32 protein-coding genes (1 of these 32 running past the window's edge) are annotated in these 24,274 nt (G+C 29.8%); 22 read left to right on the top strand and 10 right to left on the bottom strand.

The window, feature by feature from the left end:
* Positions 1-5: 5 nt before the first annotated feature.
* From guaB to CRV02_RS00205, 4 genes are all read left to right on the top strand, one after another.
* The gene (gene guaB, locus CRV02_RS00220; RefSeq protein WP_129083637.1) at positions 6-1,451 is read left to right on the top strand and encodes an IMP dehydrogenase; all 1,446 of its coding nucleotides are present in this window, start codon (positions 6-8) and stop codon (positions 1,449-1,451) included.
* Positions 1,452-1,703: 252 nt separating this feature from the next.
* Positions 1,704-2,078 (top strand): hypothetical protein, encoded by a 375-nt coding sequence (locus CRV02_RS00215; protein WP_129088643.1) that lies wholly within the window; start codon positions 1,704-1,706, stop codon positions 2,076-2,078.
* A gap of 185 nt (positions 2,079-2,263) precedes the next feature.
* Positions 2,264-2,611 (top strand): rhodanese-like domain-containing protein, encoded by a 348-nt coding sequence (locus tag CRV02_RS00210; protein WP_129088642.1) that lies wholly within the window; start codon positions 2,264-2,266, stop codon positions 2,609-2,611.
* Between the two features lie 10 nt (positions 2,612-2,621).
* On the top strand, positions 2,622-3,233 hold the full coding sequence (locus CRV02_RS00205) for a DsbA family protein (RefSeq protein ID WP_258239192.1): 612 nt from the start codon (positions 2,622-2,624) through the stop codon (positions 3,231-3,233).
* Here CRV02_RS00205 and CRV02_RS00200 read toward each other — a convergent pair.
* Positions 3,216-3,503 carry a DUF3144 domain-containing protein gene (locus CRV02_RS00200; protein ID WP_129088641.1) on the bottom strand — a complete coding sequence of 96 codons (288 nt, stop codon included), beginning with the start codon at positions 3,501-3,503 and terminating at the stop codon, positions 3,216-3,218. The genes CRV02_RS00205 and CRV02_RS00200 overlap by 18 nt on opposite strands.
* A 145-nt stretch (positions 3,504-3,648) precedes the next feature.
* Between CRV02_RS00200 and CRV02_RS00195 the strand changes: the two genes are divergently transcribed.
* Positions 3,649-3,855: a hypothetical protein gene (locus CRV02_RS00195; protein ID WP_129088640.1), complete on the top strand. Its 207-nt coding sequence runs from the start codon at positions 3,649-3,651 to the stop codon at positions 3,853-3,855.
* Positions 3,856-3,867: 12 nt separating this feature from the next.
* Here CRV02_RS00195 and CRV02_RS00190 read toward each other — a convergent pair whose 3' ends face one another.
* On the bottom strand, positions 3,868-4,179 hold the full coding sequence (locus CRV02_RS00190) for a hypothetical protein (protein WP_129088639.1): 312 nt from the start codon (positions 4,177-4,179) through the stop codon (positions 3,868-3,870).
* A gap of 143 nt (positions 4,180-4,322) precedes the next feature.
* On the opposite strand from CRV02_RS00190, the gene CRV02_RS00185 reads away from it, so the two are divergent.
* The 4 genes from CRV02_RS00185 to CRV02_RS00170 all read left to right on the top strand — a co-directional run bounded on the left by CRV02_RS00185 (position 4,323) and on the right by CRV02_RS00170 (position 6,211).
* Positions 4,323-4,748: a hypothetical protein gene (locus CRV02_RS00185; protein WP_129088638.1), complete on the top strand. Its 426-nt coding sequence runs from the start codon at positions 4,323-4,325 to the stop codon at positions 4,746-4,748.
* Positions 4,749-4,857: 109 nt separating this feature from the next.
* Positions 4,858-5,187 carry a hypothetical protein gene (locus CRV02_RS00180; protein WP_129088637.1) on the top strand — a complete coding sequence of 110 codons (330 nt, stop codon included), beginning with the start codon at positions 4,858-4,860 and terminating at the stop codon, positions 5,185-5,187.
* 29 nt (positions 5,188-5,216) lie between these two features.
* Complete coding sequence (locus CRV02_RS00175) at positions 5,217-5,465, top strand: GIY-YIG nuclease family protein (RefSeq protein WP_129088636.1); 249 nt, start codon at positions 5,217-5,219, stop codon at positions 5,463-5,465.
* A 101-nt stretch (positions 5,466-5,566) separates the two neighbouring features.
* Positions 5,567-6,211, top strand: coding sequence for an adenylate kinase (locus CRV02_RS00170; protein ID WP_129088635.1), 645 nt, complete (start codon positions 5,567-5,569; stop codon positions 6,209-6,211).
* Positions 6,212-6,236: 25 nt separating this feature from the next.
* On the opposite strand, the gene CRV02_RS00165 is transcribed toward CRV02_RS00170, so the two are convergent.
* Positions 6,237-6,617, bottom strand: a complete 381-nt coding sequence (locus tag CRV02_RS00165; RefSeq protein WP_129088634.1) for a hypothetical protein — start codon at positions 6,615-6,617, stop codon at positions 6,237-6,239.
* A gap of 99 nt (positions 6,618-6,716) precedes the next feature.
* On the opposite strand from CRV02_RS00165, the gene CRV02_RS15000 reads away from it, so the two are divergent.
* The gene (locus CRV02_RS15000; RefSeq protein WP_258238987.1) at positions 6,717-6,839 is read left to right on the top strand and encodes a hypothetical protein; all 123 of its coding nucleotides are present in this window, start codon (positions 6,717-6,719) and stop codon (positions 6,837-6,839) included.
* Positions 6,840-6,884: 45 nt separating this feature from the next.
* Here CRV02_RS15000 and CRV02_RS14780 read toward each other — a convergent pair whose 3' ends face one another.
* Positions 6,885-7,331: a hypothetical protein gene (locus CRV02_RS14780; protein ID WP_164968939.1), complete on the bottom strand. Its 447-nt coding sequence runs from the start codon at positions 7,329-7,331 to the stop codon at positions 6,885-6,887.
* A gap of 82 nt (positions 7,332-7,413) precedes the next feature.
* Here CRV02_RS14780 and CRV02_RS00155 point away from each other — a divergent pair, with 82 nt between their 5' ends.
* Positions 7,414-7,731, top strand: a complete 318-nt coding sequence (locus CRV02_RS00155; RefSeq protein ID WP_129088633.1) for a cupin domain-containing protein — start codon at positions 7,414-7,416, stop codon at positions 7,729-7,731.
* 40 nt (positions 7,732-7,771) lie between these two features.
* On the opposite strand, the gene CRV02_RS00150 is transcribed toward CRV02_RS00155, so the two are convergent.
* Positions 7,772-8,191: a peptidylprolyl isomerase gene (locus CRV02_RS00150; protein ID WP_129083621.1), complete on the bottom strand. Its 420-nt coding sequence runs from the start codon at positions 8,189-8,191 to the stop codon at positions 7,772-7,774.
* A gap of 148 nt (positions 8,192-8,339) precedes the next feature.
* On the opposite strand from CRV02_RS00150, the gene CRV02_RS00145 reads away from it, so the two are divergent.
* Entirely contained in the window at positions 8,340-8,900 is a 561-nt protein-coding gene (locus CRV02_RS00145) for a TIGR00730 family Rossman fold protein (RefSeq protein WP_129083620.1), read from the top strand.
* Between the two features lie 14 nt (positions 8,901-8,914).
* Here the strand turns inward: CRV02_RS00145 and CRV02_RS00140 are convergent, their stop codons facing one another.
* Together CRV02_RS00140 and CRV02_RS00135 are read right to left on the bottom strand one after the other, a co-directional pair.
* A complete protein-coding gene (locus CRV02_RS00140) occupies positions 8,915-9,409 on the bottom strand; it encodes a flavodoxin (RefSeq protein WP_129083619.1) in 495 nt (164 codons plus the stop codon).
* A 73-nt stretch (positions 9,410-9,482) separates the two neighbouring features.
* The gene (locus CRV02_RS00135; RefSeq protein WP_129088632.1) at positions 9,483-10,094 is read right to left on the bottom strand and encodes an ACP phosphodiesterase; all 612 of its coding nucleotides are present in this window, start codon (positions 10,092-10,094) and stop codon (positions 9,483-9,485) included.
* Positions 10,095-10,142: 48 nt separating this feature from the next.
* Between CRV02_RS00135 and CRV02_RS00130 the strand changes: the two genes are divergently transcribed.
* Positions 10,143-10,499 carry a DCC1-like thiol-disulfide oxidoreductase family protein gene (locus tag CRV02_RS00130; protein WP_129083617.1) on the top strand — a complete coding sequence of 119 codons (357 nt, stop codon included), beginning with the start codon at positions 10,143-10,145 and terminating at the stop codon, positions 10,497-10,499.
* A gap of 28 nt (positions 10,500-10,527) precedes the next feature.
* On the opposite strand, the gene CRV02_RS00125 is transcribed toward CRV02_RS00130, so the two are convergent.
* The 3 genes from CRV02_RS00125 to CRV02_RS00115 all read right to left on the bottom strand — a co-directional run bounded on the left by CRV02_RS00125 (position 10,528) and on the right by CRV02_RS00115 (position 12,528).
* Positions 10,528-10,950 carry a peptidylprolyl isomerase gene (locus CRV02_RS00125; protein WP_129088631.1) on the bottom strand — a complete coding sequence of 141 codons (423 nt, stop codon included), beginning with the start codon at positions 10,948-10,950 and terminating at the stop codon, positions 10,528-10,530.
* A gap of 96 nt (positions 10,951-11,046) precedes the next feature.
* Positions 11,047-12,138 carry a YeeE/YedE family protein gene (locus tag CRV02_RS00120; protein ID WP_129088630.1) on the bottom strand — a complete coding sequence of 364 codons (1,092 nt, stop codon included), beginning with the start codon at positions 12,136-12,138 and terminating at the stop codon, positions 11,047-11,049.
* A 129-nt stretch (positions 12,139-12,267) separates the two neighbouring features.
* Entirely contained in the window at positions 12,268-12,528 is a 261-nt protein-coding gene (locus tag CRV02_RS00115) for a hypothetical protein (protein ID WP_129083614.1), read from the bottom strand.
* Positions 12,529-12,625: 97 nt separating this feature from the next.
* Between CRV02_RS00115 and CRV02_RS00110 the strand changes: the two genes are divergently transcribed.
* The 9 genes from CRV02_RS00110 to CRV02_RS00070 all read left to right on the top strand — a co-directional run.
* Positions 12,626-13,642 carry an adenosine deaminase gene (locus CRV02_RS00110; RefSeq protein WP_129088629.1) on the top strand — a complete coding sequence of 339 codons (1,017 nt, stop codon included), beginning with the start codon at positions 12,626-12,628 and terminating at the stop codon, positions 13,640-13,642.
* The gene (locus tag CRV02_RS00105) at positions 13,635-14,084 is read left to right on the top strand and encodes a protein tyrosine phosphatase family protein (protein ID WP_129088628.1); all 450 of its coding nucleotides are present in this window, start codon (positions 13,635-13,637) and stop codon (positions 14,082-14,084) included. The genes CRV02_RS00110 and CRV02_RS00105 overlap by 8 nt, the downstream gene beginning before the upstream one ends.
* A gap of 74 nt (positions 14,085-14,158) precedes the next feature.
* Complete coding sequence (locus CRV02_RS00100) at positions 14,159-15,265, top strand: homoserine O-acetyltransferase (protein ID WP_129088627.1); 1,107 nt, start codon at positions 14,159-14,161, stop codon at positions 15,263-15,265.
* The gene (gene xseB / locus CRV02_RS00095; RefSeq protein WP_129088626.1) at positions 15,265-15,486 is read left to right on the top strand and encodes an exodeoxyribonuclease VII small subunit; all 222 of its coding nucleotides are present in this window, start codon (positions 15,265-15,267) and stop codon (positions 15,484-15,486) included. The genes CRV02_RS00100 and xseB overlap by 1 nt, the downstream gene beginning before the upstream one ends.
* A 141-nt stretch (positions 15,487-15,627) precedes the next feature.
* Positions 15,628-16,308, top strand: a complete 681-nt coding sequence (locus CRV02_RS00090; RefSeq protein WP_258239190.1) for a ThiF family adenylyltransferase — start codon at positions 15,628-15,630, stop codon at positions 16,306-16,308.
* A 96-nt stretch (positions 16,309-16,404) separates the two neighbouring features.
* Positions 16,405-19,644, top strand: coding sequence for a carbamoyl-phosphate synthase large subunit (gene carB, locus CRV02_RS00085; protein WP_129088625.1), 3,240 nt, complete (start codon positions 16,405-16,407; stop codon positions 19,642-19,644).
* Positions 19,644-20,087, top strand: a complete 444-nt coding sequence (locus CRV02_RS00080) for a Sua5 YciO YrdC YwlC family protein (protein WP_129088624.1) — start codon at positions 19,644-19,646, stop codon at positions 20,085-20,087. The genes carB and CRV02_RS00080 overlap by 1 nt, the downstream gene beginning before the upstream one ends.
* 3 nt (positions 20,088-20,090) lie before the next feature.
* Positions 20,091-21,404: an ATP-binding protein gene (locus CRV02_RS00075; protein ID WP_129088623.1), complete on the top strand. Its 1,314-nt coding sequence runs from the start codon at positions 20,091-20,093 to the stop codon at positions 21,402-21,404.
* A gap of 175 nt (positions 21,405-21,579) precedes the next feature.
* Positions 21,580-24,274: the start of a calcium-binding protein gene (locus CRV02_RS00070; RefSeq protein WP_129088622.1), read on the top strand. The gene runs 24,401 nt beyond the window's last position; the window shows 2,695 of its 27,096 coding nt (coding positions 1-2,695); its start codon is at positions 21,580-21,582; its stop codon lies off the right edge, out of view.

Here is a 24,274-nt window from a genome sequence, read left to right as displayed (position 1 = left end):
ATATTATGAGAATTAAAAAAAGAGCGTTAACATTTGAGGATGTGTTATTAGTACCAGCAAAATCTGAAGTACTACCAAAAGAAGTTTGTATCAAAACAAAATTAACAAAAAAAATTGAATTGAATATTCCTTTTGTATCTGCTGCAATGGATACAGTAACTGAATACCAAGCTGCAATTGCTATGGCTAGACTTGGTGGTATTGGAATTATTCACAAAAATATGGATATTGAGTCTCAAGTATTACAATGTAAAAAAGTTAAAAAGTCTGAGTCTGGAATGATTATTGACCCTGTAACAATTACTCCAAATCAAACTTTACAAGATGCAGAAGATATCATGGCATCTTATAAAATCTCTGGTGTTCCAGTTGTAGATGAAAATAATAAATTATTAGGTATTTTAACAAACAGAGATATGAGATTTACTAAAGACTTCAGTGAATTAGTAATTGACAAAATGACTAATATGCCTTTAATCACTGGAAAAGAAGGTACTACATTAGAAGAAGCTGCTGATGTAATGCACCAAAATAAGATTGAAAAGTTACCAATTATTGATGAGAATGGTTTCTTAAAAGGTCTTATTACAATTAAAGATATCAACAAAAAAAGAGAATATCCAAATGCAAACAAAGATGAGTTTGGAAGATTAAGAGTTGGTGCTGCAATTGGTGTAGGTCAAATGGATAGAGCAACTGCATTAGTTGAAGCTGGTGTTGATGTTTTAGTTCTTGATTCAGCTCACGGACACTCAAAGGGTATCTTAGATAGCGTTAAAGCTATTAAAGAAGCTTTAGACGTAGAAGTTATCGCTGGAAATGTTGCAACAGCTGAAGCAACTGCTGATTTAATCGCAGTTGGTGCTGACGCAGTTAAAGTAGGTATAGGACCTGGTTCTATTTGTACTACTAGAATCGTTGCTGGTGTTGGTGTTCCTCAGATTTCTGCTATTGATGAGTGTGCTGCTGAAGGAGCTAAACATGGTGTTCCAGTTATCGCTGATGGTGGTATTAAATACTCTGGTGATGTTGCGAAAGCTCTTGCTGTTGGTGCATCTGCTTGTATGATGGGTTCTGCTTTAGCAGGTACAGATGAATCTCCAGGTGAAGTTGTATTATTCCAAGGAAGAAAATTCAAAACTTATAGAGGAATGGGTTCTATTGGAGCTATGACTAAAGGGAGTAATGATAGATATTTCCAAGAAGGAACTGCTGCTGATAAACTAGTACCAGAAGGAATTGAAGGTAGAGTAGCTTACAGAGGAAGTGTTCAAGATATTATTCATCAAATGGTAGGTGGACTTAGAGCTTCTATGGGTTACTTAGGTTCTAAAGATATTCCTACATTCCAAGAGAAAGCTGAATTTGTAGAGATTACATCTGCTGGTTTAAAAGAAAGCCACGTACACGACGTAACGATTACTAACGAAGCTCCTAACTACCACGTATAATATAAAAGTTTTATAACTTTAAATATTCTACGTTCAACTACATTTTTAGAGACAGTCACTTACTACTTGTAAGCTCCTGCCTCTAAAAACTTGTCTGCCTTGACTTTTTAAATTCTAAAACTTTCTATAATTAGAAAACATAAAGTTATATAAACTTTTAATTAAAATAATCTTTTAACCTTTAATAATTTTCTATTATGTTATTTTATATGTTATTTAAATATAATGTATTATTAATGAAAAAGAGGTTGTATGACGAGAACGATATTTGAGTTTGTAAGATATCTAACATATTTCATTTGGTGCATTATTGGTCTGATTTTTTGGCTTCCATTTTTGATTAGAATGATTGCCTTTTTTGTTGGCTCTATTCTTGTATCAGTAAGTGGAAAAGCTGATATGACAGTAGCTCAAGAAGGTCTTGATAGAGCAGTAAGGTTTTATCCAGATGGATTTGTTCATATTAGGGAATCAATTAATAATCTAATAAATGAAAAGGTAATAGAAAATAAAAACTATGACTCTAAGATAGATTTTTGGATGCCATTATTGGAGCATTTTATTTTCGCCTTTATGTTTTGGGGACTTAGTTTATTAATGTTTGTAAAAATTTTACAGGTTAATTAGTGTTTTTATTGAATGGAGTCTTATCTTATAACGGATTATAGATGAAAGTATAATTGCTCGTTCAGAATAATTTTTTTATTTTCCCCTTTATTCCTATTTCTAATTTATATATACAGATAATAGACCATTTTTAAACTCGAATAGATATAATCACTTTCCAAAATTTTAATTAGGAAAAATAATCTATGAATGAAACGTTAATCTATCCAATTCTTATAATAATAGCTTTCATACTTTATAAAAAATATACTCAATACAAGATATTAAAACTTGTGCCATCTTTTTTAGAAGAGGGTGGACAGATTATTGATGTGCGAACAAAAGGTGAGTTTACACAAGGCAATAAAGAAGGAAGTATCAATATTCCGCTAGACTCTTTAAAAACAAGAATAGATGAGTTAGACAATAGTAAACCTATAATTGTTTGTTGTGCAAGTGGTAGTAGAAGTGCTTTAGCTAGACGACTTCTTATCACAAAGGGCTTTGAAAATGTACATAATGCTGGCATTTGGAAGTCTCTTTTAAAGTTTTAAAAGTGTGGAAATGATGAAACTAATATATGTAATGGACCCAATGTGTGCTTGGTGTTATGCTTTTAGCCTAGAGTTAGAAGAGTTTTTGCAAAAGCATCCATCTTTTGAAGTAGAGTACATCATGGGAGGATTAGCTCCTGATAATGATACACCTATGGATGAAAGTATGAAAAAAACTATCTCCTCATACTGGCATGATATAGAAAAGAAAACAAAGGTAACTTTCAATCATGATTATTGGAAAGAAAATTCTCCTTATCGTTCTACTTATCCAGCTTGTAGAGCTGTAATTGCAGCTGAAACTTTACAAGCTAAAAGCTCTGCCAAGATGGTAAAGGCTATTCAATCAGCTTATTACAAAGAATCAAAGAATCCCTCTATAAAAGATATATTAGTGCAGTGTGCTATTTCAATTGGATTAGATGAAACAAAATTTCTACAAACTTTTGAGTCAAAGAAGATAGAAGAAAAATTGCAAGAACATTTAAGTATCACTCACCAATTACAAGTAAGAGGTTTCCCTGCACTTTTTTATATAAATGACAAGAATGAAGCTTATCCTTTAACTTTAGGATTTACAATAGCTTCAAACTTAGAAAATCAGTTACTGAGGATTTTGTGAAAAGTCGTGAGTAACTGCAAAGTTGTTTAAGTGCTCTTCTAAGGCTAACTTATACTCATTTACAAAGTACTCCATTATCTTCTCTTTTTCAGCTAACATTTCTTCTGCATTGTCAAATGATGTACACGTCATATAAGTAGTGAATCTAGCTGAACCATACATAAGTGAAGCACTTACTTCTCCTAGTGTTAATCCTCTTTCTAACTGTTTATTTGCAACTTCAATATGTTCATCTGCTCTTTGTAAAAATTCGTTTGTTTTTTCGCTCATAAATTTTCCTGTTTTTATTTGAATTATAGTGAAAGAATATTTATAAAAAAGAATTTAGGTAAAATATTTTTTACCTATAACTATTGAAGTAACTTTTATTAACTTTTCACTACAATACCAAACTCAAAAATCTAAGGGTTAACAAATGGCAAAAAGTCAAAATAATAACAGTGTAAAAAATTCTAAAGTTGATTTAATAAAATTAGGTAGTAACTCTACTCCAAAAGCTTTTTTAAAAGATACAACAGTAAAAGAACAAGTAGTAAATGCAAGAAAAGCTGCTAGTCAAAATAAAGCTAAAGCTAAAAAGAAAGCTAAAATGGCAAAGGCTTCTAGAAAAAAAGCTAGATAATAAAAAGTCTTTCTAGCCTAAATCTATAGGCATGAAATTTTTTTGAAGCTCTATACTTGTAAAAAGTTCATTTTCCTCTTCTAAAACTTTCTTTACTTTTTCTTCAATAGCATCAAGAAACTCTTCTTTAGTATTATAGTTTAGCGTGTCTGCTTCTATATCATTAGCTTTTTCTTTGATAGTTTCTAAACTTTCATTTTCTAAATCATTTTTTACTTTTAAAGCTAAAACATCTTTTATACAGTCTTTGTCATAACCACAATCTTCAATATTAGCTCCAATTTTCTTGGCTTTTTCTTGTAATATTTCAAAATAGGTATCCATAATAGTCCTTTAGAAAGAAGTAATTATAAAACAATAGTATAAAGAGTTTGTAAATAGCAATATAAGTGAATTTTTTAATAAAATTAATAAAGCTTTTATTAAATTAGAAAACTCGCTATAATGCCTAAAATACAAGGACATATATGCCAAAAGGTAAAAAAACAGTTATTAAAGAAATTAAATTATTAGGGGACAATGAAATCCTAATAAATGGAAGAGAATACATTATTCTTGAAACTACAGAAAATATTGAAACTGCAAAGACTATGAAAGTATCTTCAAATGGAAATAGAATTCTAAGATTTGAAGACGAAACTAAAAAAGCTAGAATTGATTTAAAAAGGTCAATTGATATTATCAAAATAATTTTCAAAGATGAACAAAGAGCAAAAAAGTTCTTTAAAACAAAAGACAAAAAACTAATCTTACCTGCAGATACAAAAGAGATTATTGCAACGGCTAATTCATTTATTCAAGCACGTTCTATTGTTTCTGATTATCAAGATAAAAAGAGTAAAAATTATGATAGTCAAATAGGTGTTAATACTTTCTATTTATTTGAAGAGTAGGTTTAATCTAAATTCAAATTGCAGTTTGTAATATTTTTAACTATTCACTTTTTTTTCTTATATACTTCATAAAATAAAATAGAGGTTTTACCTTATGAAGGAAAAAATAGTGAATGGAAATATAGAAGTTACATACAAAATAGTAAATGATAAAGATTTAAATCTAACTCTAAGCCTAGCCGAGCTTTTAAAAAATGAGAAGATAGTAAAAACTATCAAATCAGAGTTTGCAAAAGGCTATAGGAATATTGATATTAAAACTGACCAAGAGTTAAGTGATAAGTTTAAATTAGAGACTATAAAAGAGCACCATAGTTTAGTTGTATCAAAAGATGATTTTGCAGATATTGTAACTTTTGCAGAAGATGATGCTACTACAAAAAAACTTCTAAAAAAAGACTCTTTTGTAGAACTTGTAGATATAAAGACTATAGAGTAAATTTAGAAAAAACACTTAGGAGTATATTGATGTCTTATTTTGTATATATCTTAGAGTGTAGTGATAAGAGCTTGTATACAGGTATTACAACTGATGTAAAAAAGCGTTTAGATGAACATAACACTTCAGAAAAAGGTGCAAAATATACAAAAGCTAGACGTCCTGTTAAACTTATATATTTTGAGGAATCACAAGATAGAAGTAGTGCTTCAAAAAGAGAGTATGAAATAAAAAAGTTATCACGCTCAAAGAAACTTCAACTTATACAAGGATATTAGATTTAATAACTTTTTAAAGCATATAAATAGTCTCGTATTAGCTGTTCTTAACGACTTTTTTTATACAATCACAACAACGAAACACACTAAGGAAATTGACTATGAATTTAATGGTATTTGGTGCACCTGGTGCAGGAAAAGGTACACAAGCTAAATTTTTAATTGAAAAGTATGATATCCCACAAATCTCTACAGGTGATATTTTAAGAGCAGCAATTGCTGATAAAACTGAAATGGGTATGGAAGCTAAGAAGTTTATGGATGAGGGGAAATTAGTTCCTGATTCAACAATCATTGGTATTATCAAAGATAGACTTGCAGAAGAAGACTGTAAAAAAGGTTTCATTCTTGATGGTTTCCCAAGAACTTTAGCTCAAGCAGAAGCTTTAAAAGAGTTAATGGCAAACATGAATATCTCTTTAGATAAAGTTATTTCATTAAACGTTCCAGATGAGCTAATTGTAGGAAGAATCACTGGAAGAAGAGTTTGTCCAGACTGTGGAGCTTCATTCCACGTTGACTTTAACCCATCAAAAGAAGAGGGTAAATGTGACTACTGTGGTGGAGAATTAGTTATTAGAAAAGATGACAATGCTGAAACTGTAAAAAGTAGACTTGGTGCATACCATGAGCAAACTGCACCATTAATCAAATTCTATACTGACATGGGTGTTATGGTAGAACTTGATGGTACAAAAGATGTATCCGAAGTAACTGCTGATATGTTCGCATCTATCGAAGGATAATTCTTCATATAAAAGAAGTTGATTTTCAACTTCTTTTATAAATCTCACTTAACTCAAAGTTAGTTTTTTTCTCTAACTCTTCTATTTTTTTGATAAGCTCTTCTTGAGTCTCGAATTCACATTTTTGACAAATAGCTTCTATCAAAGCATATTTTGTTTGTGGTGTTTCATCTAGTTTTAGTTTTGATTTTTCTTGTTCTTTTTGTATCTCATTTCTTTTAGTAATAACTTTTTTAAGATACAAGTCAACTGCTTTTAAATCAAGTACTCCATCAACCATAAACATATCTACACCGTTTAATATCAATGCAACTTTTTGTTTTAAAGTATCAAAGTTATAAAGTGTCTTATCTTTAATTAACTCATCTATTTTTTTATCAATTACTACAATATCATCGGTGTACATATATTTCCTTATTTATTTTATCTTAAATGTTTATCATAAAAAAACTGAAATTTAAGAAAAAATCCTTATAATAAATCAATTTCATTTTAGGGAAAGACAATGAAAAACATTTTGATTATAGGTATGATTGTAGTTGCAATTGCTTATATGTTTGTTATTATGAAAGATAAGTATGACAATATACAAGAGACAAATGCTAAAATAGCTCAGCAAAAGAGTTAAAAACTAGGATTAAAAGAGAGTTTCCTCTCTTTTGATTTTATATATTTATTTTGAAGCTTTATAGTTTTGAATTGCATAATAGATATTTGCAATAAGTGTAATAATCCATCCAACAACTGGAATAAAAAATAAAATACTACATACAAAGTGAATTAAAGTTGGTGTTAGTTTTCCAAACTCTTCTTCTTTTTCTTCTTCCATTAATGCAAATCTTGTTACAGCTGTTCCAATAAAACCAAAAAATAATGTTATAAGAAGAGCTATTATTGCTTTAGGAGTATTATCTTGAGTTTGTTCAAGTACGGGTTTTGTTATGTTAAATACTTCAATTGCTTTATTGTCTTCAGAGATATTAAAATCTATAGATTGTCCTACATATGGAGTTTCTTCACTTTGCCATTCACTTTTAACAAATGTGTATCTTTCTCCATTTTGGGCTCTTATGGTAAACAAATTACCATTTTTATCAACACCAAGAATTTTACCTTCCATTTAAGACCTTTATAATAAAATAGGACATTATATAAAAAATAACATTATTAAGGTATAAAGTAAACTTATAAAAGGTATATATATGTTAAGTAATATTTTCAAAGATATAAAAATTGATAACGAAAATGAACAATTCATTGATTTACTAAAACATGAAAATGTCAGAATAGAAAGAATAGTTTCAAATGGACAATGTTCACCTATAGATTTTTGGTATGAACAAGAAGAAAATGAGTTTGTTCTTTTATTAAAAGGAGAAGCTATTTTGGAGTTTGAAAATAAAGAAGTTATTCTAAAAGAAGGGGATTTTATAAATATTCCCTCAAAACAAAAACATAGAGTAAAGTATACTTCAAAAGAAGCTCCTACTATTTGGTTGGCAGTTTTTTATAAAGATTAAAAAAATATTGATTAAATATTCCCATAAAGGGAATATTTGTTTATAGTACTGAGTGAATAGTTACTTTAAAGTCTAAATCACAACCTGCAAGAGGATGGTTATAATCAATTGTAACTTCATCTTTAGTTACTTCTGTAACAGTTGCTTTAATGATTTCACCTTTTTCTCCATCAGCTTCAAGAACTAATCCTATTTCTAAATCAATTCCTTCAAAGTCAGCTATCGGTAAAGTCTCAGTCAATTTTGGGTCATGCTCACCATAAGCATCAATTGCAGCTACTTTAATATCTTTTGTTTCTCCTGCTTCCATTCCTACAATACCTTTTTCAAGTCCTGCAATAATTTCACCAGTTCCATGGATAAATTTAATAGGCTCATTGTCTTTATTGCTATCAATTACTTCGTCATTTAATCTTACTTCATAAGACATAGATACAACACTATTTTTACTTATTCCCATAATAATCCTTGTAAGAGTTTTCTAAAAACTAACTATACCCTAATAGACTAATTATAAGGTAAAATAAAAAGTGACTATAAAACGTTTATTACATTTTAAACTACTTTATATATAATCAGTGTTTATATCTTTTGAAGGACAAAATAATATGAAAGTTGCAGTATATTGTGGCTCAAGTAGTGGTGAATGTTCTATGTATGTAGAAGAGACTAAAGCCCTAGGTGAATTTTTAGCACAAAATAATATTGATGTTGTTTATGGTGGTGGAAAAGTTGGATTAATGGGAATCATAGCAGATACTATTATGTTAAATGGTGGAAATGTATATGGTGTTATTCCTGAGAAACTAAAGGAAAAAGAGTTAGCTCATACAGGAATTACAGAGTTAACAATTGTAAAAGATATGCATGAAAGAAAAGCCAAGATGGCTGAAATGGCAGATGCTTTTATAACACTTCCTGGTGGAGCAGGGACTTTAGAAGAGATTTTTGAAGCATGGACATGGGCACAACTTGGTTATCACAATAAGCCTTGTGCTTTTTATAACATAGGTGGTTTCTATGATGATTTATTTAATATGATAGAAAAGATGACAAAAACAGGGTTTTTAAAAGAAGAGTATTTAGATATGCTTATTAATACTTCAGATTTAAAAAGCTTAATTGAGTCAATTAAAAACTACGAAGCCCCTAATGAAAAATGGGACTAAATAAGAAGGTTCAATTAAAATGAACCTTCAATATCTTTTACCCAAGCTTCAATTCTCTCATCTGTTAACTCATCTTGGTTAACATCATCAATTGCTAAACCAACAAACTCGCCATCAATTACAGATTCACTCTCATCATAATGATATCCATCTGTTGAAGTTTTTCCTACTACATTACCAGCTTTTACATGAGCATATAGATGTGATAATGAGTTACAAAAAGTGTCTGAATAACTCTCTTGGTCACCAAGTCCTACTAATGCAATAGTTTTAGAAGAGAAATCTATCTCTTGTAGATTGTTTTCAAAGTCTTCCCAGTCTGCTTGTAAATCACCACTTCCCCAAGTAGGTGAAGCTAGAATTAACTTATCGTATTTTTCAATATCTTCTTTTGATGAATCAGCAATATTATGTACTTCTATCTCTTTTGAAAAAGCATTTTTAATTTTTTCAACAATATCTTCAGTGGTCCCAGTGTCGCTACCATAAAATAATCCAATTGTTTCCATGATAATATCCTTGTTAATTTATTTATACTAAAAATATAACATGATTATATTAAAATAGTATAAAATTGTTTTATTATTTCCAATGAGTTAGAGACTCTTTATTTGTATTTCTTTCTACTTCAATGCAAAGTTGTGGGAAAAACTCTAAAAAGTCTTTTTCTATTTTATCTATATTTTCACAAACTCTTTCATAGTAGAATGAAGCCTTATCTCTAGTGGCTAACCTTGGTGATAATCTTTTATCTACTCTTAGAAAAGCTTCATTTAACTGCTCTAAACTTTGATATTTATTTAGTAAATCAAAATCAATCATTCTTTTTAAAGGAAGTGCTGCATGAGTAGGTAAAGATGGAAGAATTTTATGTGAATTTATATAGAACTTATTTAAAAACTCATCTAAGGGTATTTTAGAAAATCTATTCCAATTTTTAGTAAGTAAATAATCATATGTTAGGTCAATAACAACTGCTTTTAAAAGCCCTTTTTTTCCAAGTCTATTTTTACTCTTTTTAAAAAGTATATGAGCATCTGTATATGAGTCTATAAGTTTGTGGATTTTCATTCCATTTTTAATATGAATACTTGAATTGTCCCAAGCTTTACCCTTAAGTGGGTCTGCAAGATAGTTTGCCACTTGAAACTCAATATTATATTCTGATAAAAAAATATGTGCTAACCAATTCATTGTTTATTTTACCATATTTGATATAATAGTAGTAGCAAAGGAATAGTTATGAAAATAGATATCTATTATGATAAAGAGTGTCCTTTTTGTAATAAATATACACAGATACTAAATCTTCGTAAAGAACATGATGTAAGTATAAATAATGCTAGGGATGACTTAGAAAAGCTTAGATATTTTTACTCTTATGGTTATGATATAAATAATGGAATAATCGTACAAATAGATGAGAAAATATATCAAGGTAGTGATGCAATAATAGCTATTGATAATCTAAGTGAAAATAGCTCATTTTTTTATAAAACAAAGATATTTCAGAACTTTTTATATCCAGTTTTAAAGATTATAAGAAAGATTGTTTTATTTATATTAGGTAGAAACTCTAATATAAAGTTTGAAGAGTAAACCTAAGCTAAAAAGCTTAGGTCTTTTATTAGTTAATACTATTAATAGTAATTGAGAAGTTTAATTCTTTTCCTGCTAATGGGTGGTTGAAATCTACTTCAACAGAACCATCTTCTTTAATATCAGTTACGATTACTTGGATAGGTTGACCATTTTCACCTTGACCTTGTAAAGGCATACCAACTTGAAGTTCTAAGTCTCCAAATTGCTCTTTTGGTAAAACTTGTTTTGCTTCTTCGTTGTACTCACCATATGCTTCTGCTGCTGGTACAGTAATATCTTTTGAGTCACCTTCGTTTAATTCTACGATTCTTGACTCTAAACCTGGAATAATTTGTCCAGTTCCATATGTGAACTCTAAAGGATCTTTGCCAATATTGCTATCAACTACCTCTCCATCTACTTTTAATTCATACATCATTGCTACAACTTGATTGCTTTCTATAGCCATATTGACGCTCCTTTATTTGTTTTTTAAACTAAAACTCTATCGAAATAAAATAACACAGAGGTAAAATATGACTATATCAGAAATAAATCTTAAAATTTAGATTTGATAGTCTAAGTTTGAACCTTTTGAGTCTTTGTCATTCCACTCAAAGATGAAACACATTGGTAATTCATTTCTTTTATTTAAGTAGATTGCAGATACTAGTCCACCTACGAAAATAGATACAATAGCTACAGCTGAACCGAAGGCTAAAGTAGAAAGTCCAGTTAAGCCTTGTCCTACTGTACAACCAATTGATAAAACACCACCTGTTCCCATAAGTGCTCCACCAATCATGTTATTTCTAACTCTATTTTCACCCTTTGCAGCAGTACAACCAAAGCTATATCTTCTATTGAACTTAGACATTGTAAATGCTCCAATAAGAACACCAAGAATAAGAGAAATAGAGAATGTTAATTCATTTACTTGATAAAGCATAAATAGTTCTATTGTCTTTCCAGTTGGATATACAAAACTGATACCTTCAAAACTTATTAGTCTTTCAATGCTCTCTTCTCCTAAAACTCCTGTTACAGTCCAAGCAGCAGCTACAAGAAGCCCAACTAATACTCCATCCCAAAGTGAAAATACTCTTTTTATCTTTTTTGTTAATGCAAATAAAATTACAAGTAAAATACCTACAACAACATAGATATTCATAGTTTTTTCTTCAATAAAAGCTGACCACTCGATTAAAGTAGGGTTATTTGTAATAGGATTTAAATATCCACTTAGAAAACCTCTTGCAGTAGCAAAGGCAAAAATTCCAATAAATACAATACTAATTAAAGAGTTTTTATCCCCTTGTGCAAACTTGATAAGATGTCTATTGCTACATCCATCTGCAAGCATCATTCCTACACCAAACATTAAACCACCAAGAATGATTACAAAATAGTTAATATTTTCTTTATAATATGGTGTATCTGAAAAATCTAGCTCATAGTGTGAAGAGATAAGTGCTGTTGAAACAATAGCAACAATCATTGCCATTACAACAGATGCGCCTCTCATTGTGGATTTTGTTAACATATAATCTTTAATTGACCCACTAAAACAAAATTGTCTTTTTTGAGCAATCATCCCAAAAATAGCACCTATAGCAAAGCCTAGAATATTTACTATTTGAAAGATTTCTAAATCCATTTAAATCCTTAGTTAATTAATATAGTTTAAATTAATCAAATATTATCTATAAATATTTAAATACTATATTAATGAGACTTTTTAATAAAATAATTAAGTAAAAATAAATCTTTACTAAAAAAGTAAAGATTATACTTCTTGGTTTTCAGCTCTCATATCTTCAAGACCTTCGATAATATCTAAAGCCTCTTCTTGAGAGATTGTGTTGTTTGCAATGTCAGCTAATACTTCATCAAAGTATTGTTTAATTTGTTTCATATACTCTAACTCTTCTTTTAAGTCATTTGTACTTTTTTTAGATAATTCAGCTCTAATTTCTCTAATGTTTTCATTTACTTCAACTAAAACATCTTCTTTTACTAACTCTTCTAATTGTTTAATATAATCCATAATTTACCTTTGTTGTCTTGATTAATTCTAATATTATATCTAGTTGATTTAAAGAATTAGATATAATGACGTTAAAATACAGTTATTTAGGTTTATTATGAAAGATATTAAAGAGTTTATAAAAAAGCTTCCTAAAGCAGAATTACACTTACATATAGAAGGTTCCCTTGAACCAGAGCTAATGTTTAAATTAGCAAAAAGAAATGGTATTGAAATTCCATACAAAACAGTTGAAGAAGTAAAAGAAGCATATAATTTTACAAATCTACAAAGTTTTTTGGATATTTATTATGCTGGAGCAAAGGTACTTATAGAAAAGCAAGATTTCTATGACATGACTTGGGATTATATTTTAAAATGTAAAGAAGACAATATCATACATACTGAAATATTTTTTGACACTCAAACTCATACTCAAAGAGGAATCTCTTTTGAAACAGTTATCTTAGGAATAAAAGAAGCCTTAGATGATGCAAAAAAAAAGTTAGGAATAAGTTCAAAGATAATCATGTGTTTTTTAAGACACTTAAGTGAAGAAGAGGCTTTTGAAACATTAGAGCAATCATTGCCTTATAAAGATTATATTATAGGAGTGGGATTAGACTCTTCAGAGTTAGGAAATCCTCCTAAAAAGTTTGAAAAAGTATTTAATAAAGCAAAAGCACATGGATATAAATTAGTTGCTCATGCAGGAGAAGAGGGTGATATTTCTTATATTGAAGATGCTTTAGATTTACTTCAAATTGAGAGAATAGACCATGGTGTTCAAGCAATAAACTCAAGAACTTTGATGAAAAGATTAAAAGAAGAGCAAATACCTCTTACAGTTTGTCCAAACTCAAATATAGAGTTAAAGGTATTTGAAAACTATAAACAACACAATATAAAACAACTTTTAGATTATGGATTAAATGTTACAGTAAACTCAGATGACCCTGCATATTTTAAAGGGTATATGAATCAAAACTTTTTTAATCTAGTTGATAATATAACCCTAACAAAAGAAGATATTGTTAAACTAGTAAAAAACTCTTTTAACTCATCTTTTATTGATGAAAAGTTAAAACAAGAGTATATAAAAAGAGTTGATGAGGTTGTAGAAAAGTATGAATAGTATTTTAAACTATATAAAAATAAATGAAAATATCTCAACAGCAGGGCAACCTAATGTTGAGCAGTTTCAACAAATCAAAAATGAAAACTTTGATGTAGTTATAAACTTAGCTTTAAGTAGTGCAACAAATGCTTTAGAAAATGAAGATAAAGTAGTAAGTGAACTTGGAATGACTTATATTCATATTCCAGTAGATTTTGAAGAACCAAAATTAAGTGACTTGAACCTATTTTTACGAATAATGAGTGGTATTAAAGATAAAAAAGTATTTATTCATTGTGCTAAAAACTATAGAGTAACAGCTTTTATGTATATATATCATAAGCATGTATTAAATACTCCTTTTGAAAATATTGATGTCTCTATATTTGAAGAGTGGTCACCCTCTCAAAACTGGCAAAATATTATGAAAACAGATTTCCAAAAGTTAGAATTGTTTTAGGAAAGTACCCATTAAATCATCTTCTTAGATATTTTTTGTTAGTATAAAGCGATATTATAATAAATGGATTAAGTTTGAAAATAGAAACAAAAGTTGCAAAATTTGATGAACCATTATATTTAGAGAGTGGTAGGATTTTAGAGTCTTATGAACTTATATATGAAACTTATGGTGAACTAAATGAAGATAAATCAAATGTTATTGTAGTTTGCCATGCTCTTGCAGGAAGTCATCATGCTGCTGGAAGATATGCCGATGAAGCAAAGCCTGGTTGGTGGGATAAGCTTATTGGTGATGGAAAAGCAATAGATACTACAAAATACTTTGTGATTTGCTCTAACAATATAGGAAGTACTTTTGGTTCAACAAATGCACTAAGCATAGACCCAAGTACAAATAAAGAGTATAGATTAAAATTTCCTATACTTACAATTTCTGATATTGTAAAAGCACAAATAAATCTTTATAAAAGTCTAGGAATAGAAAAAGCTAAAGCCGTAGTTGGTGGAAGTATGGGTGGAATGCAAGCCCTTTGTTACTCAATAGAGTTTCCAGATTTTGCAGAGCAAGTATTTGCATTAGCAACAACAGCATATACAAGACCATGGGCAATAGCAATAAATAAAATTGCAATAGAATCAATAAGACATGACCCAGTTTTTAAAGATGGCTTTTATGATAAAGATGATTTAGAAGCACAAGGTTTACCAGGTCTTGCTATTGGTAGAATGGCAGGATTAATTGCATACTTAAGTCCAAATCTATTTAATAAAAAGTTTGGAAGAGACTATGCTAGAACTGATGGTTTATATGAACTTTTTGGAAGATTTGAGGTTGAAAGATATTTAGAGTATAACGCTTACTCTTTTCCAAAAATATTTGACCCACTTTCATATCTTTATATTTGTAAAACAATGAATATTTTTGATGCAGGAAGAAATGAAGATACTTTAGAAAACTCTTTTCAAAAGGTTAATTGTAAACTACACTTAATCTCTTTTTCTGATGATATGCTATTTTTCCCAGATGAGATGGAAGAGATAAGAGATATCATGGAAAAGATTGGAAAAGGTGACCAAGTAACATATAAAATGATTGAGAGTGAATCAGGACATGATTCATTTTTAGTTGAAGTAGAAAAATTTGATGAATATATTATAGATTTATTGGAGAATAAATAATGAGTGAAATAGAAGAAAAAGAAGAATTAGTTTTTGAAAAGAAGATTGAGAAAGCAAAAGAGCTTTTAGAAAAACTTTCAAACCCAGATATAACACTAAGTGATTCACTTGATGTTTATAAAAATGGAATAAAAGAGCTAGAAGAAGCTCAAAAACTTTTAGATGAAGCAAAACTTGTATTTACACAAGAAGAAAAAACTAGCAAAGAAGAACCTTTTTAATATTGAAGCTATACTTTAGCTTCAATCTGTACTAAAAAACTCAAGATACTAATTGATAAAAGTCAATCTAATTTAAACTATTTGTGCTATCATTATATTTAATATTAAAAATAAACCATACTTAAATACTTAGGATTAACAATGAGTGAGATTCATGAATATTTTAACAGACAAATAAAACTTTGGGGTGAAGAGGTACAAGATTCACTACAAGATAAAAAAGTAGCTATCATCGGAAGTGGTGGTTTAGGTTGTACTTTAGGTATTGCTCTTGGAGCTTCAGGAATTGGAGAGTTTGCTCTTGTAGATTTCGATGAGGTTGGAGTTCACAATATTCACAGACAAATTGGATTTAAAGTTGGTGATGATGGGAAATACAAAGCTGAGGTTCTAAAAGAGCTTATGGAATCAAGATGTCCATATACTAAAGCAACTGCATATGTAGAGAGTTTTGATGAGTTTGCAAAAAGAAATTTAGAGTTTGATTTAATCATTGATGCAACTGATAACTTACCAAGTAGGGCAGCTATAAATAAATATTGTATTGAAAAAAAGCAACCTTGGATTTATGGTACAGTTGAAGAGTTCCATGGACAAGTATGTTTCTTCGAAGAAGCATCATATGAAGCAGTATTTAAAATAAATGATAGAAAGCCAAATGGAATTGCTTGTCCAATTGTTATGCATATTGGTTCACTTCAAGCAAATTTAGCAATTAGATATTTAACAGGATTCCCTGTACAAAAAGATGTATTATACTATTTATCATTTGATGAAAATGGTGTTTTACAAAACCAAAAATTCAATCTTCCTAAAAACTAAAATCTAGTACCTATGAAGGTACTAGGTCGCCTAACAAAATTTTAAGCACTTCTTAGATATACTATCCAAATTTTTAACTACACTACGGGGAACTTTATGCCAAAAAGAGAAGATATTAAATCTATTTTACTTATAGGTTCTGGACCTATTATTATTGGACAAGCGTGTGAGTTTGATTACTCAGGAACTCAAGCTACGAAAACGTTGAAAGAATTAGGATATAGAGTTGTACTGATTAACTCAAACCCAGCCACAATTATGACTGATCCTGAATTCGCTGATAAGACTTACATTGAACCTATTACAGAAGAAGTTGTTGCAAAGATTATTGAAAAAGAGAATATTGATGCTATTTTACCAACTATGGGTGGTCAAACTGCATTAAACGTAGCAACTACTATGTATGAAAAAGGTATGTTAGAGGGAGTAAAATTCCTTGGAGCTCATCCTGATGCAATTAAAAAAGGTGAAGATAGACACTTATTCAACGAAGCTATGATTAAAATTGGTATGGATTTACCAAAATCTGCAAATGCTTATACTGTTGAAGAAGCTATCAAAGTTGCAAAAGAGATTGGATTCCCAGTTATTTCAAGAGCATCATTTACTCTAGCAGGTGGTGGTTCTGGTGTTGCTTATAATATGGAAGAATTCAAAGCCCTAGCAGAAGCTGGTATTGAAGCATCTCCAATCAATGAGATTGAGATTATGGAATCAATGCTTGGTTGGAAAGAGTACGAAATGGAGGTTATCAGAGACAAAAAAGATAACTGTATTATCGTATGTTCTATTGAGAACTTAGACCCAATGGGTGTACACACAGGAGATTCAACTACTATTGCTCCTGCATTAACTCTTACAGATAAAGAGTACCAAGATATGAGAAATGCGTCTTTTGCAATTCTTAGAGAAATTGGTGTAGATACTGGTGGTTCAAACGTTCAGTTCTCAATTTGTCCTAATACTGGAAGAATGATTGTTATTGAAATGAACCCAAGAGTTTCTAGATCTTCTGCTCTTGCTTCTAAAGCTACTGGTTATCCAATCGCTAAAGTTGCAACACTACTTGCAGTTGGATTTACTCTTGATGAAATCACAAATGACATTACAGGAACTGCTGCATCATTTGAGCCAGTTATTGATTATGTTGTTACAAAGATTCCAAGATTTACTTTTGAAAAATTCCCTAAAGCTAACTCAACACTTACAACTGGTATGAAATCAGTTGGTGAAGTTATGGCTATTGGTAGAACATTTAATGAGTCTATTCAAAAAGCACTTTGCTCTATGGAGACTGGAATTCATGGGTTTGACCCAATCAGTGATGATTTAGAAAAAATCAAAGCAGAGATAAGAAGACCAAACGCAGATAGATTAAGATACTTAATGGACGGATATAGACAAGGTCTTACAAACGAAGAGATTTTTGAGTTATGTAATATTGACCCATGGTTCTTATCTAAATTTAGAGAAATCTATAATATTGAAACTTCAATGAGCCAAGCTATCTTAACAAATGAAGAAGCTATGAGAGAAGCAAAAACAAATGGATTCTCTGACAAGATGATTGGACTTCTTATTGGTAAAACTGAAGAAGAAGTTTATCTTGCTAGAAAAGCTTTAGATATTGATTTTGAATACAATGAAGTTGATACTTGTGCTGCTGAGTTTAAAGCTTTAACTCCATATCTTTATTCAAGTACAAATATTACAAAACTACCAAAGGTAGAAAAAACTTCTGATGAGAAGAAAGTTCTAATTATTGGTGGTGGACCAAACAGAATTGGTCAAGGTATTGAGTTTGATTATTGTTGTGTTCATGCATCATTTGCATTAAATGAAATTGGTGTAAAAACTATCATGTATAACTGTAACCCAGAAACTGTGTCAACTGACTATGATACTTCTGATATTTTATACTTTGAACCAATTGATTTTGAACATGTAAGATCTGTAATTGAGCAAGAAAATCCAGATGGAATCATCGTACACTTTGGTGGACAAACTCCACTTAAACTTGCAAATGCTATTACTGAAGCTGGTGGAAAAATCATTGGTACAACTGCTGAAGTTATTGATTTAGCAGAAGATAGAGAAAAATTCTCAACTTTTGTTGAAAAAGTAGGATTATTACAACCAGATAATGGAACTGCTGTATTAGTTGAAGAAGCAATTGAAATTGCTGAAAGAATTGGATATCCAGTACTTGTTAGACCATCATTTGTACTTGGTGGTAGAGGTATGAGAATTGTTTACTCTACAGATGAGTTAAAACAATATATGGACGAAGCAGTTTCAGTATCAAATGATGCACCTGTACTTATTGACAAATTCTTAGATAGAGCAATTGAGCTAGATGTTGATTGTATTTGTGATGGAAAAGAAGTATATATTGGTGGAATCATGCAACATATCGAAGAAGCGGGTGTTCACTCTGGGGATTCAGCTTGTTCATTACCTCCTGTTTCAATTCCAGAAGAGCTAATCAAAGAATTAGAAGAGAAAACAAAAGCTATGGCACTAGGACTTGGTGTTGTAGGTCTTATGAATACACAATATGCTATTCATAAAGGTAAAATCTTCTTAATCGAAGTTAACCCAAGAGCATCTAGAACAGTTCCATTTGTATCTAAAGCTACTGGTATGCCTTTAGCAAAAGTTGCTACAAGAGTTATGTGGGGTGAATCATTAAGATCTGCACTTGATACTTATAATTCTGAGATTGTTTATGAAGATAATGGTGTATTAAAACCAATCTTAAAAGGTCATATTGCAGTTAAAGAAGCAGTATTCCCATTCAATAAACTATCTGGTTCTGACCCAATCTTAACACCTGAAATGAAATCAACTGGTGAAGTTATGGGTATTGCTGATAACTTTGGTGAAGCATATGCAAAAGCACAAAGTGCAGCTAAAAATGGACTTCCAACAGAAGGTAAAGTATTTATCTCATTATGTGATTTAGATAAAGAGTTTGCACCTAAAATTGCACAAGGACTAGTTGACAATGGATTTACAGTAGTTGCAACTGGTGGAACACACAAAGCTATCACAGAAGCTGGAATTGAGTGTGAAAAAGTACTTAAGATTTCAGAAGGAAGACCAAATATTACAGATGCTATTACAAATGGTGAAATTGCCTTAGCATTTAACACAAGTGATGGAAAAGAGTCATCAAAATCAGATGGTCAAGATATTAGAAGAGCAGTTCTAAAAGAAAATGTTCCATATGGTACAACAGCAGCAACAGCACTTGCTTGTATTGAAGCTATGAAAGCTTTAAGAAAGAAAGATGGATTAGGTATTAAATCTATCCAAGAATTTTTAAATGACTAATGGATACTAATTTAATATATTTAGTACAAACTGACACTACAGTAGGTTTTTCATCAGCAAATGATGAAAAACTTGCTACTGTAAAAAGAAGACCCAAATCACAAAAAATATTACAAACACTTGACTCTTTTACTACTTTAAAAAAGTTTACAAGAGTTCCTAAAAATCATAGAAAAAGAGTTAGAAACTCTAAAAAATCTACTTTTATTTATCCTAATATGAATTCATACAGAGTTGTTGATAGAAATGATAAGTTTTACTCTTTTATTAAGAAGTTTAAAGCACATTATTCTACATCTGCAAATCATACAAAAAAGAGTTTTGAAAAGGATTTTGCATTAGCAAATAGTGATGTAATAGTTTCTTCAAAAGAAGGTTTTAGTGAAAAAGTATCTTCTTCTATTTATCTTTTAAAGAAAAATAAAATAAAGAAAATAAGATAAAAAATGTTTATACATAGAGAAGCAGAACTTGAAAAGTTAAATAACAGTTATTCGAGTATTAACTCTGCTTTAGACATTATTTATGGAGCTAAAAATATTGGTAAAACTGCTTTAGTAAATGAGTTCTCAAAAAACAAATCATTTATTTATTTTTCAAGCTATGAGATGATATCTAGTCATTTCTTTACTAATATGGCTAATACAATTTCAAAACACTTTTATGGTGTTAATACTGTAGGAAAACCTTTTAACTCTTTTGAGGAAGTATTATTATTTTTATTAGAACAAGATATAAAAGAAAAGCTTATTCTTATATTAGATGATTTTCAAGCTATTTTAAAGACAGATAAACAAGCACTTGATGTTTTATGTAAATATTGGAAGAAAGAGCTTAAAAAGAGAAATATTCATATTATAATAACCAGTTCTTTACAGTTTTTAGAGTTTCAAGCTAAAAATGAAATAGAAGCCTTTGCAAATAATATTATAAAATTAGAATACCTAGAATTTTTTGCAATAAAAGAGTTTTTCCCAAGTTTAAACAAACTTGACCAGTTATATATCTATTCATTATTAGGAACTACACCTGCTAATTTAAAATATTATAATCCTAAAATAGACTTTACTGAAAATATTGTAAATCTTTTTATCTCTCCCAATGCATATCTTTTTGAATATGGAGTAAGGTTTTTAAAAAATGAAATTACAGAGGTAGGTACATACTCTTCCATCTTACATGCAATTGCAAAGGGTAATAAAAAAATAGGAGATATTGCAAAATATCTAGATGTAAAATCAACTTATCTTACTAGATACCTATTAAAACTTTCTGATATGATGGTCATTAAAAAAGTGATTCCTTTAGGTGAAGAAAAAAATAAAAACTCAAAGTATGGAAGATATGAGATATCTGATAACACTTTAATATTTTGGTTTTTATATATCTATCCAAATCTTTTATTACTTCAACAAAATAAACTAGAAGAAGTAAGTCAGATTATACAAGAAGAGTTTATTAAAAAAACAGTCTTTCAAAGCTATAAGAAGTGTATCAAAGAGATTATTTTTAGTAAGCAAGAAACTATTTTAGGTTATCTTCCTAAAGCAATTGGTTCTTGGTGGGATAATAGTGATAACAATATTGATATAGTCGCACATAATAATAAGGTTATAACCTTTATTCAAATTTTATGGGAAGACAAAGATATTGCAAAAATTGCTTATGGGAAATTAAAAAGTACTTCAGATAAGTTTGAAACTTCACTTGAAAAGAAATATATAATAGTAACAAAAAATACATTTTTTAATATGAAATAAACAATTATATTTAAATATAAGTAAAATAAATTTTTCTCTAATATTCCCTTTATAATGCAGATTTTAATAATTATATGTTTTTAAACATAATTAAAATAAATTAATATAAAAAAACTTAAATTACATATGAGTTTTTAGCTATAATTTATCTAATTTAATACTTCAAGGGTAAATTATGGCAACTACAGATAACAAGTATGTTAAGTATCAAGAAAAAAGCGTAAAAATTATTGATAAACCAAAGGTAAATGAAAATGTTTCGGTTTATGTAAGACCTGGAGATTTAGTTGATTTTAAAATACCAGGAATTAATCTAGAAGATTTAGAATATGAACTTGTAGGGGGAGATATTGTAATTGATATTCCAGGAAATGGTACTTTTACTTTCGTATCTATGGCTCTTATGGGATATAACGATACGCCACCAAAGTTTGCTAGTAACTCTGGAAAAGAATTAAGCCTTGGAGATATTTTATCTGAAGTTGAAGAAATCAATTCGTTGCCTATTGATTCTTTAGTTTCAAATATTGATGTAAATATCCCTGATAACACTGCCAAAGAGAATGAAGAAGGAAAAGAAACACAACAAAATTCTCAACAAAACCCTCAAATAATTATCCAAGAAGTTGAAGTAACAGAAGAACAAGAAGCTCAAGAAGATAGCGTAAATGACAATGAGTTTGAAATTCCACCAGTTGAGGCTCCTGAAATTATTGTAGAAAACGACTTTACAAGTTATGAAGAAGCAAGTGATACAAGCTCAAAAAAAGAAGAAGAACAATCTGTAACAGAAGGAACTAAACCTTTACTTACTTTTGATATAGATATTCAGCATTTAGACTCTAGTGATAGTTTATCTGGAACTGTTTTAACTGTAGAAGGTGGAGGAGGTACTACCTATGATAACATCCACCCTGGAACAAATGCAAATGCAGATAGAGCTGGAATTGTACGACAAACTAATGCAGAGATAATAGACTATAGACATGTATCTAGTACAGATGCAAGTAGTTTAGTAATAAATGGTGATGATTCAAACTATTTTAATGCAAATACTATTTCACGGACAATTAAACTTTCTCCTAATCAGCCAATAGGTTTTGCTATTGAGAGTATTACAATTTCAAGTGCAGATTTTCCAGCAGGATTTAGTATTTTAAATGCAACTCAAAATGGAGATTCTTGGACAATTACAAAGGATGACCCTGATACACCTGCTATTGAAGGTTTTACACTTGATGAAAATGGAAATATTGAAATAAAAGTTTCAATGGATAAAAATCAAGAAACAAACTTTGAGATGAAAATAGAAGCTACTTCAGAGTTTAATATAGAAAATATTTCAGAAGAATTAAGAGAAGGTGTAGAAACACCTGTGGAAACTACCCTTGATTATTTTCAACTTTATGGTGTAAATGTTAAAGAAATTAATGACTTAAGTGATCCAAATGAGTATCTTTTTGAACAATTCCTTGATGGAGCTGGACAAACTATTGAGTCAGGATTTGTTATTTCTACAAATATCAATGATAATATTATCTATGGTTCTCAAAAAGAGAATGTTTCAAATACAATAACAGGTGGTTTAGCAAATGATACTATAACTACTGGTATTGAAAATGACATAGTAGATGGAAATGATGGAAATGACACTTTAGACTATTCGACTTATAATAATATAGATAACGAATTAGGGGTTATAGCAGACTTAAGTGCAGGAAGTGTAACTAAAAAATATGCTTCAAATAATACAGATACTATTTCAAATGTTGAAAATGTTACTGGTACACAAGATAATGATACTATCACAGGAAATGCAGAAACAAATACATTATTAGGTCTTGATGGAAATGATACTTTAAAAGGTATGGCAGGAAGTGATACCTTAGATGGTGGATTAGGAAACGATATCTTAGAAGGTGGAGCTGATGCAGATATTATAAAAGGTGGTTCAGGAAATGATACTACAAGTTATGAAAATGCAAGTGGTTCAGTAAATGTTGATTTAGATGATGGCAATGGTAAAGGTATAGTTTCAGGTGCAGATGGAAATGATACTTTATTTGATATAGAAAATGTAAGAGGTTCTGCCCATGATGATACTATCACAGGGGATAATAATAGTAACATTTTAGAAGGTCTAGATGGAGATGATACTTTCTTTGTAAGTGGTGGTAGTGATACTATTTATGGTGGAAGTGGAAATGAAACCAATGGTGATACTTTAAATGCTTCAAATTCTGATGTAGCTCATAGAATTGATTTAGAAGGTGGTCAAGTTATTGGAGAAGGGACTTCTCAAGCTTATGGTATAGAGAATGTTGTTGGTTCAAATGGTAATGATTTTATTTCAGGAAGTAGTGTAAAGAATACATTACAAGGTGGAAAAGGTGATGATACTATAAAAGGTCTTGGTGGAGATGACTTTTTATATGGAAATGAAGGAAATGACACAATAAGTGGTGGAGCTGGAAATGATTTCATTGATGGTGGAAATGACGCTTTAGAAACTACAGGAGATTTCGTAGATTATTCTGATGTAACTGCTGGTGGAGTTAGAGTTGACTTATCTATTCAAGATGGAACTACTTCTCAAAATACAATCAATGCTGGTGAAGATACATTAGTAAATATTGAAAATGTAATTGGTACAAATAGTACTGATATGATAATTGATGATGGGGCAACTTCAAATACTATTTTAGCTTCAGGTGGAGATGATTACATCCTTGTAAAAGGTGGAGATGATGAAATCAATGGTGGAGTTGGAAATGATACTTTAAGTTTTGAAGAGTTTGATAACTCAGTAACTTTTGATTTATCTTTAGGAAGTGAGCAGTCAACAGATAATGGAAATATTAAAATTTCAA

Origin of the sequence: Arcobacter sp. CECT 8989, from assembly GCF_004116715.1 — a bacterium.
Lineage (GTDB): Bacteria > Campylobacterota > Campylobacteria > Campylobacterales > Arcobacteraceae > Halarcobacter.
The sequence above is the reverse complement of the archived record's forward strand: the minus strand, read 5'-3'. Positions and strand labels throughout refer to the sequence as shown.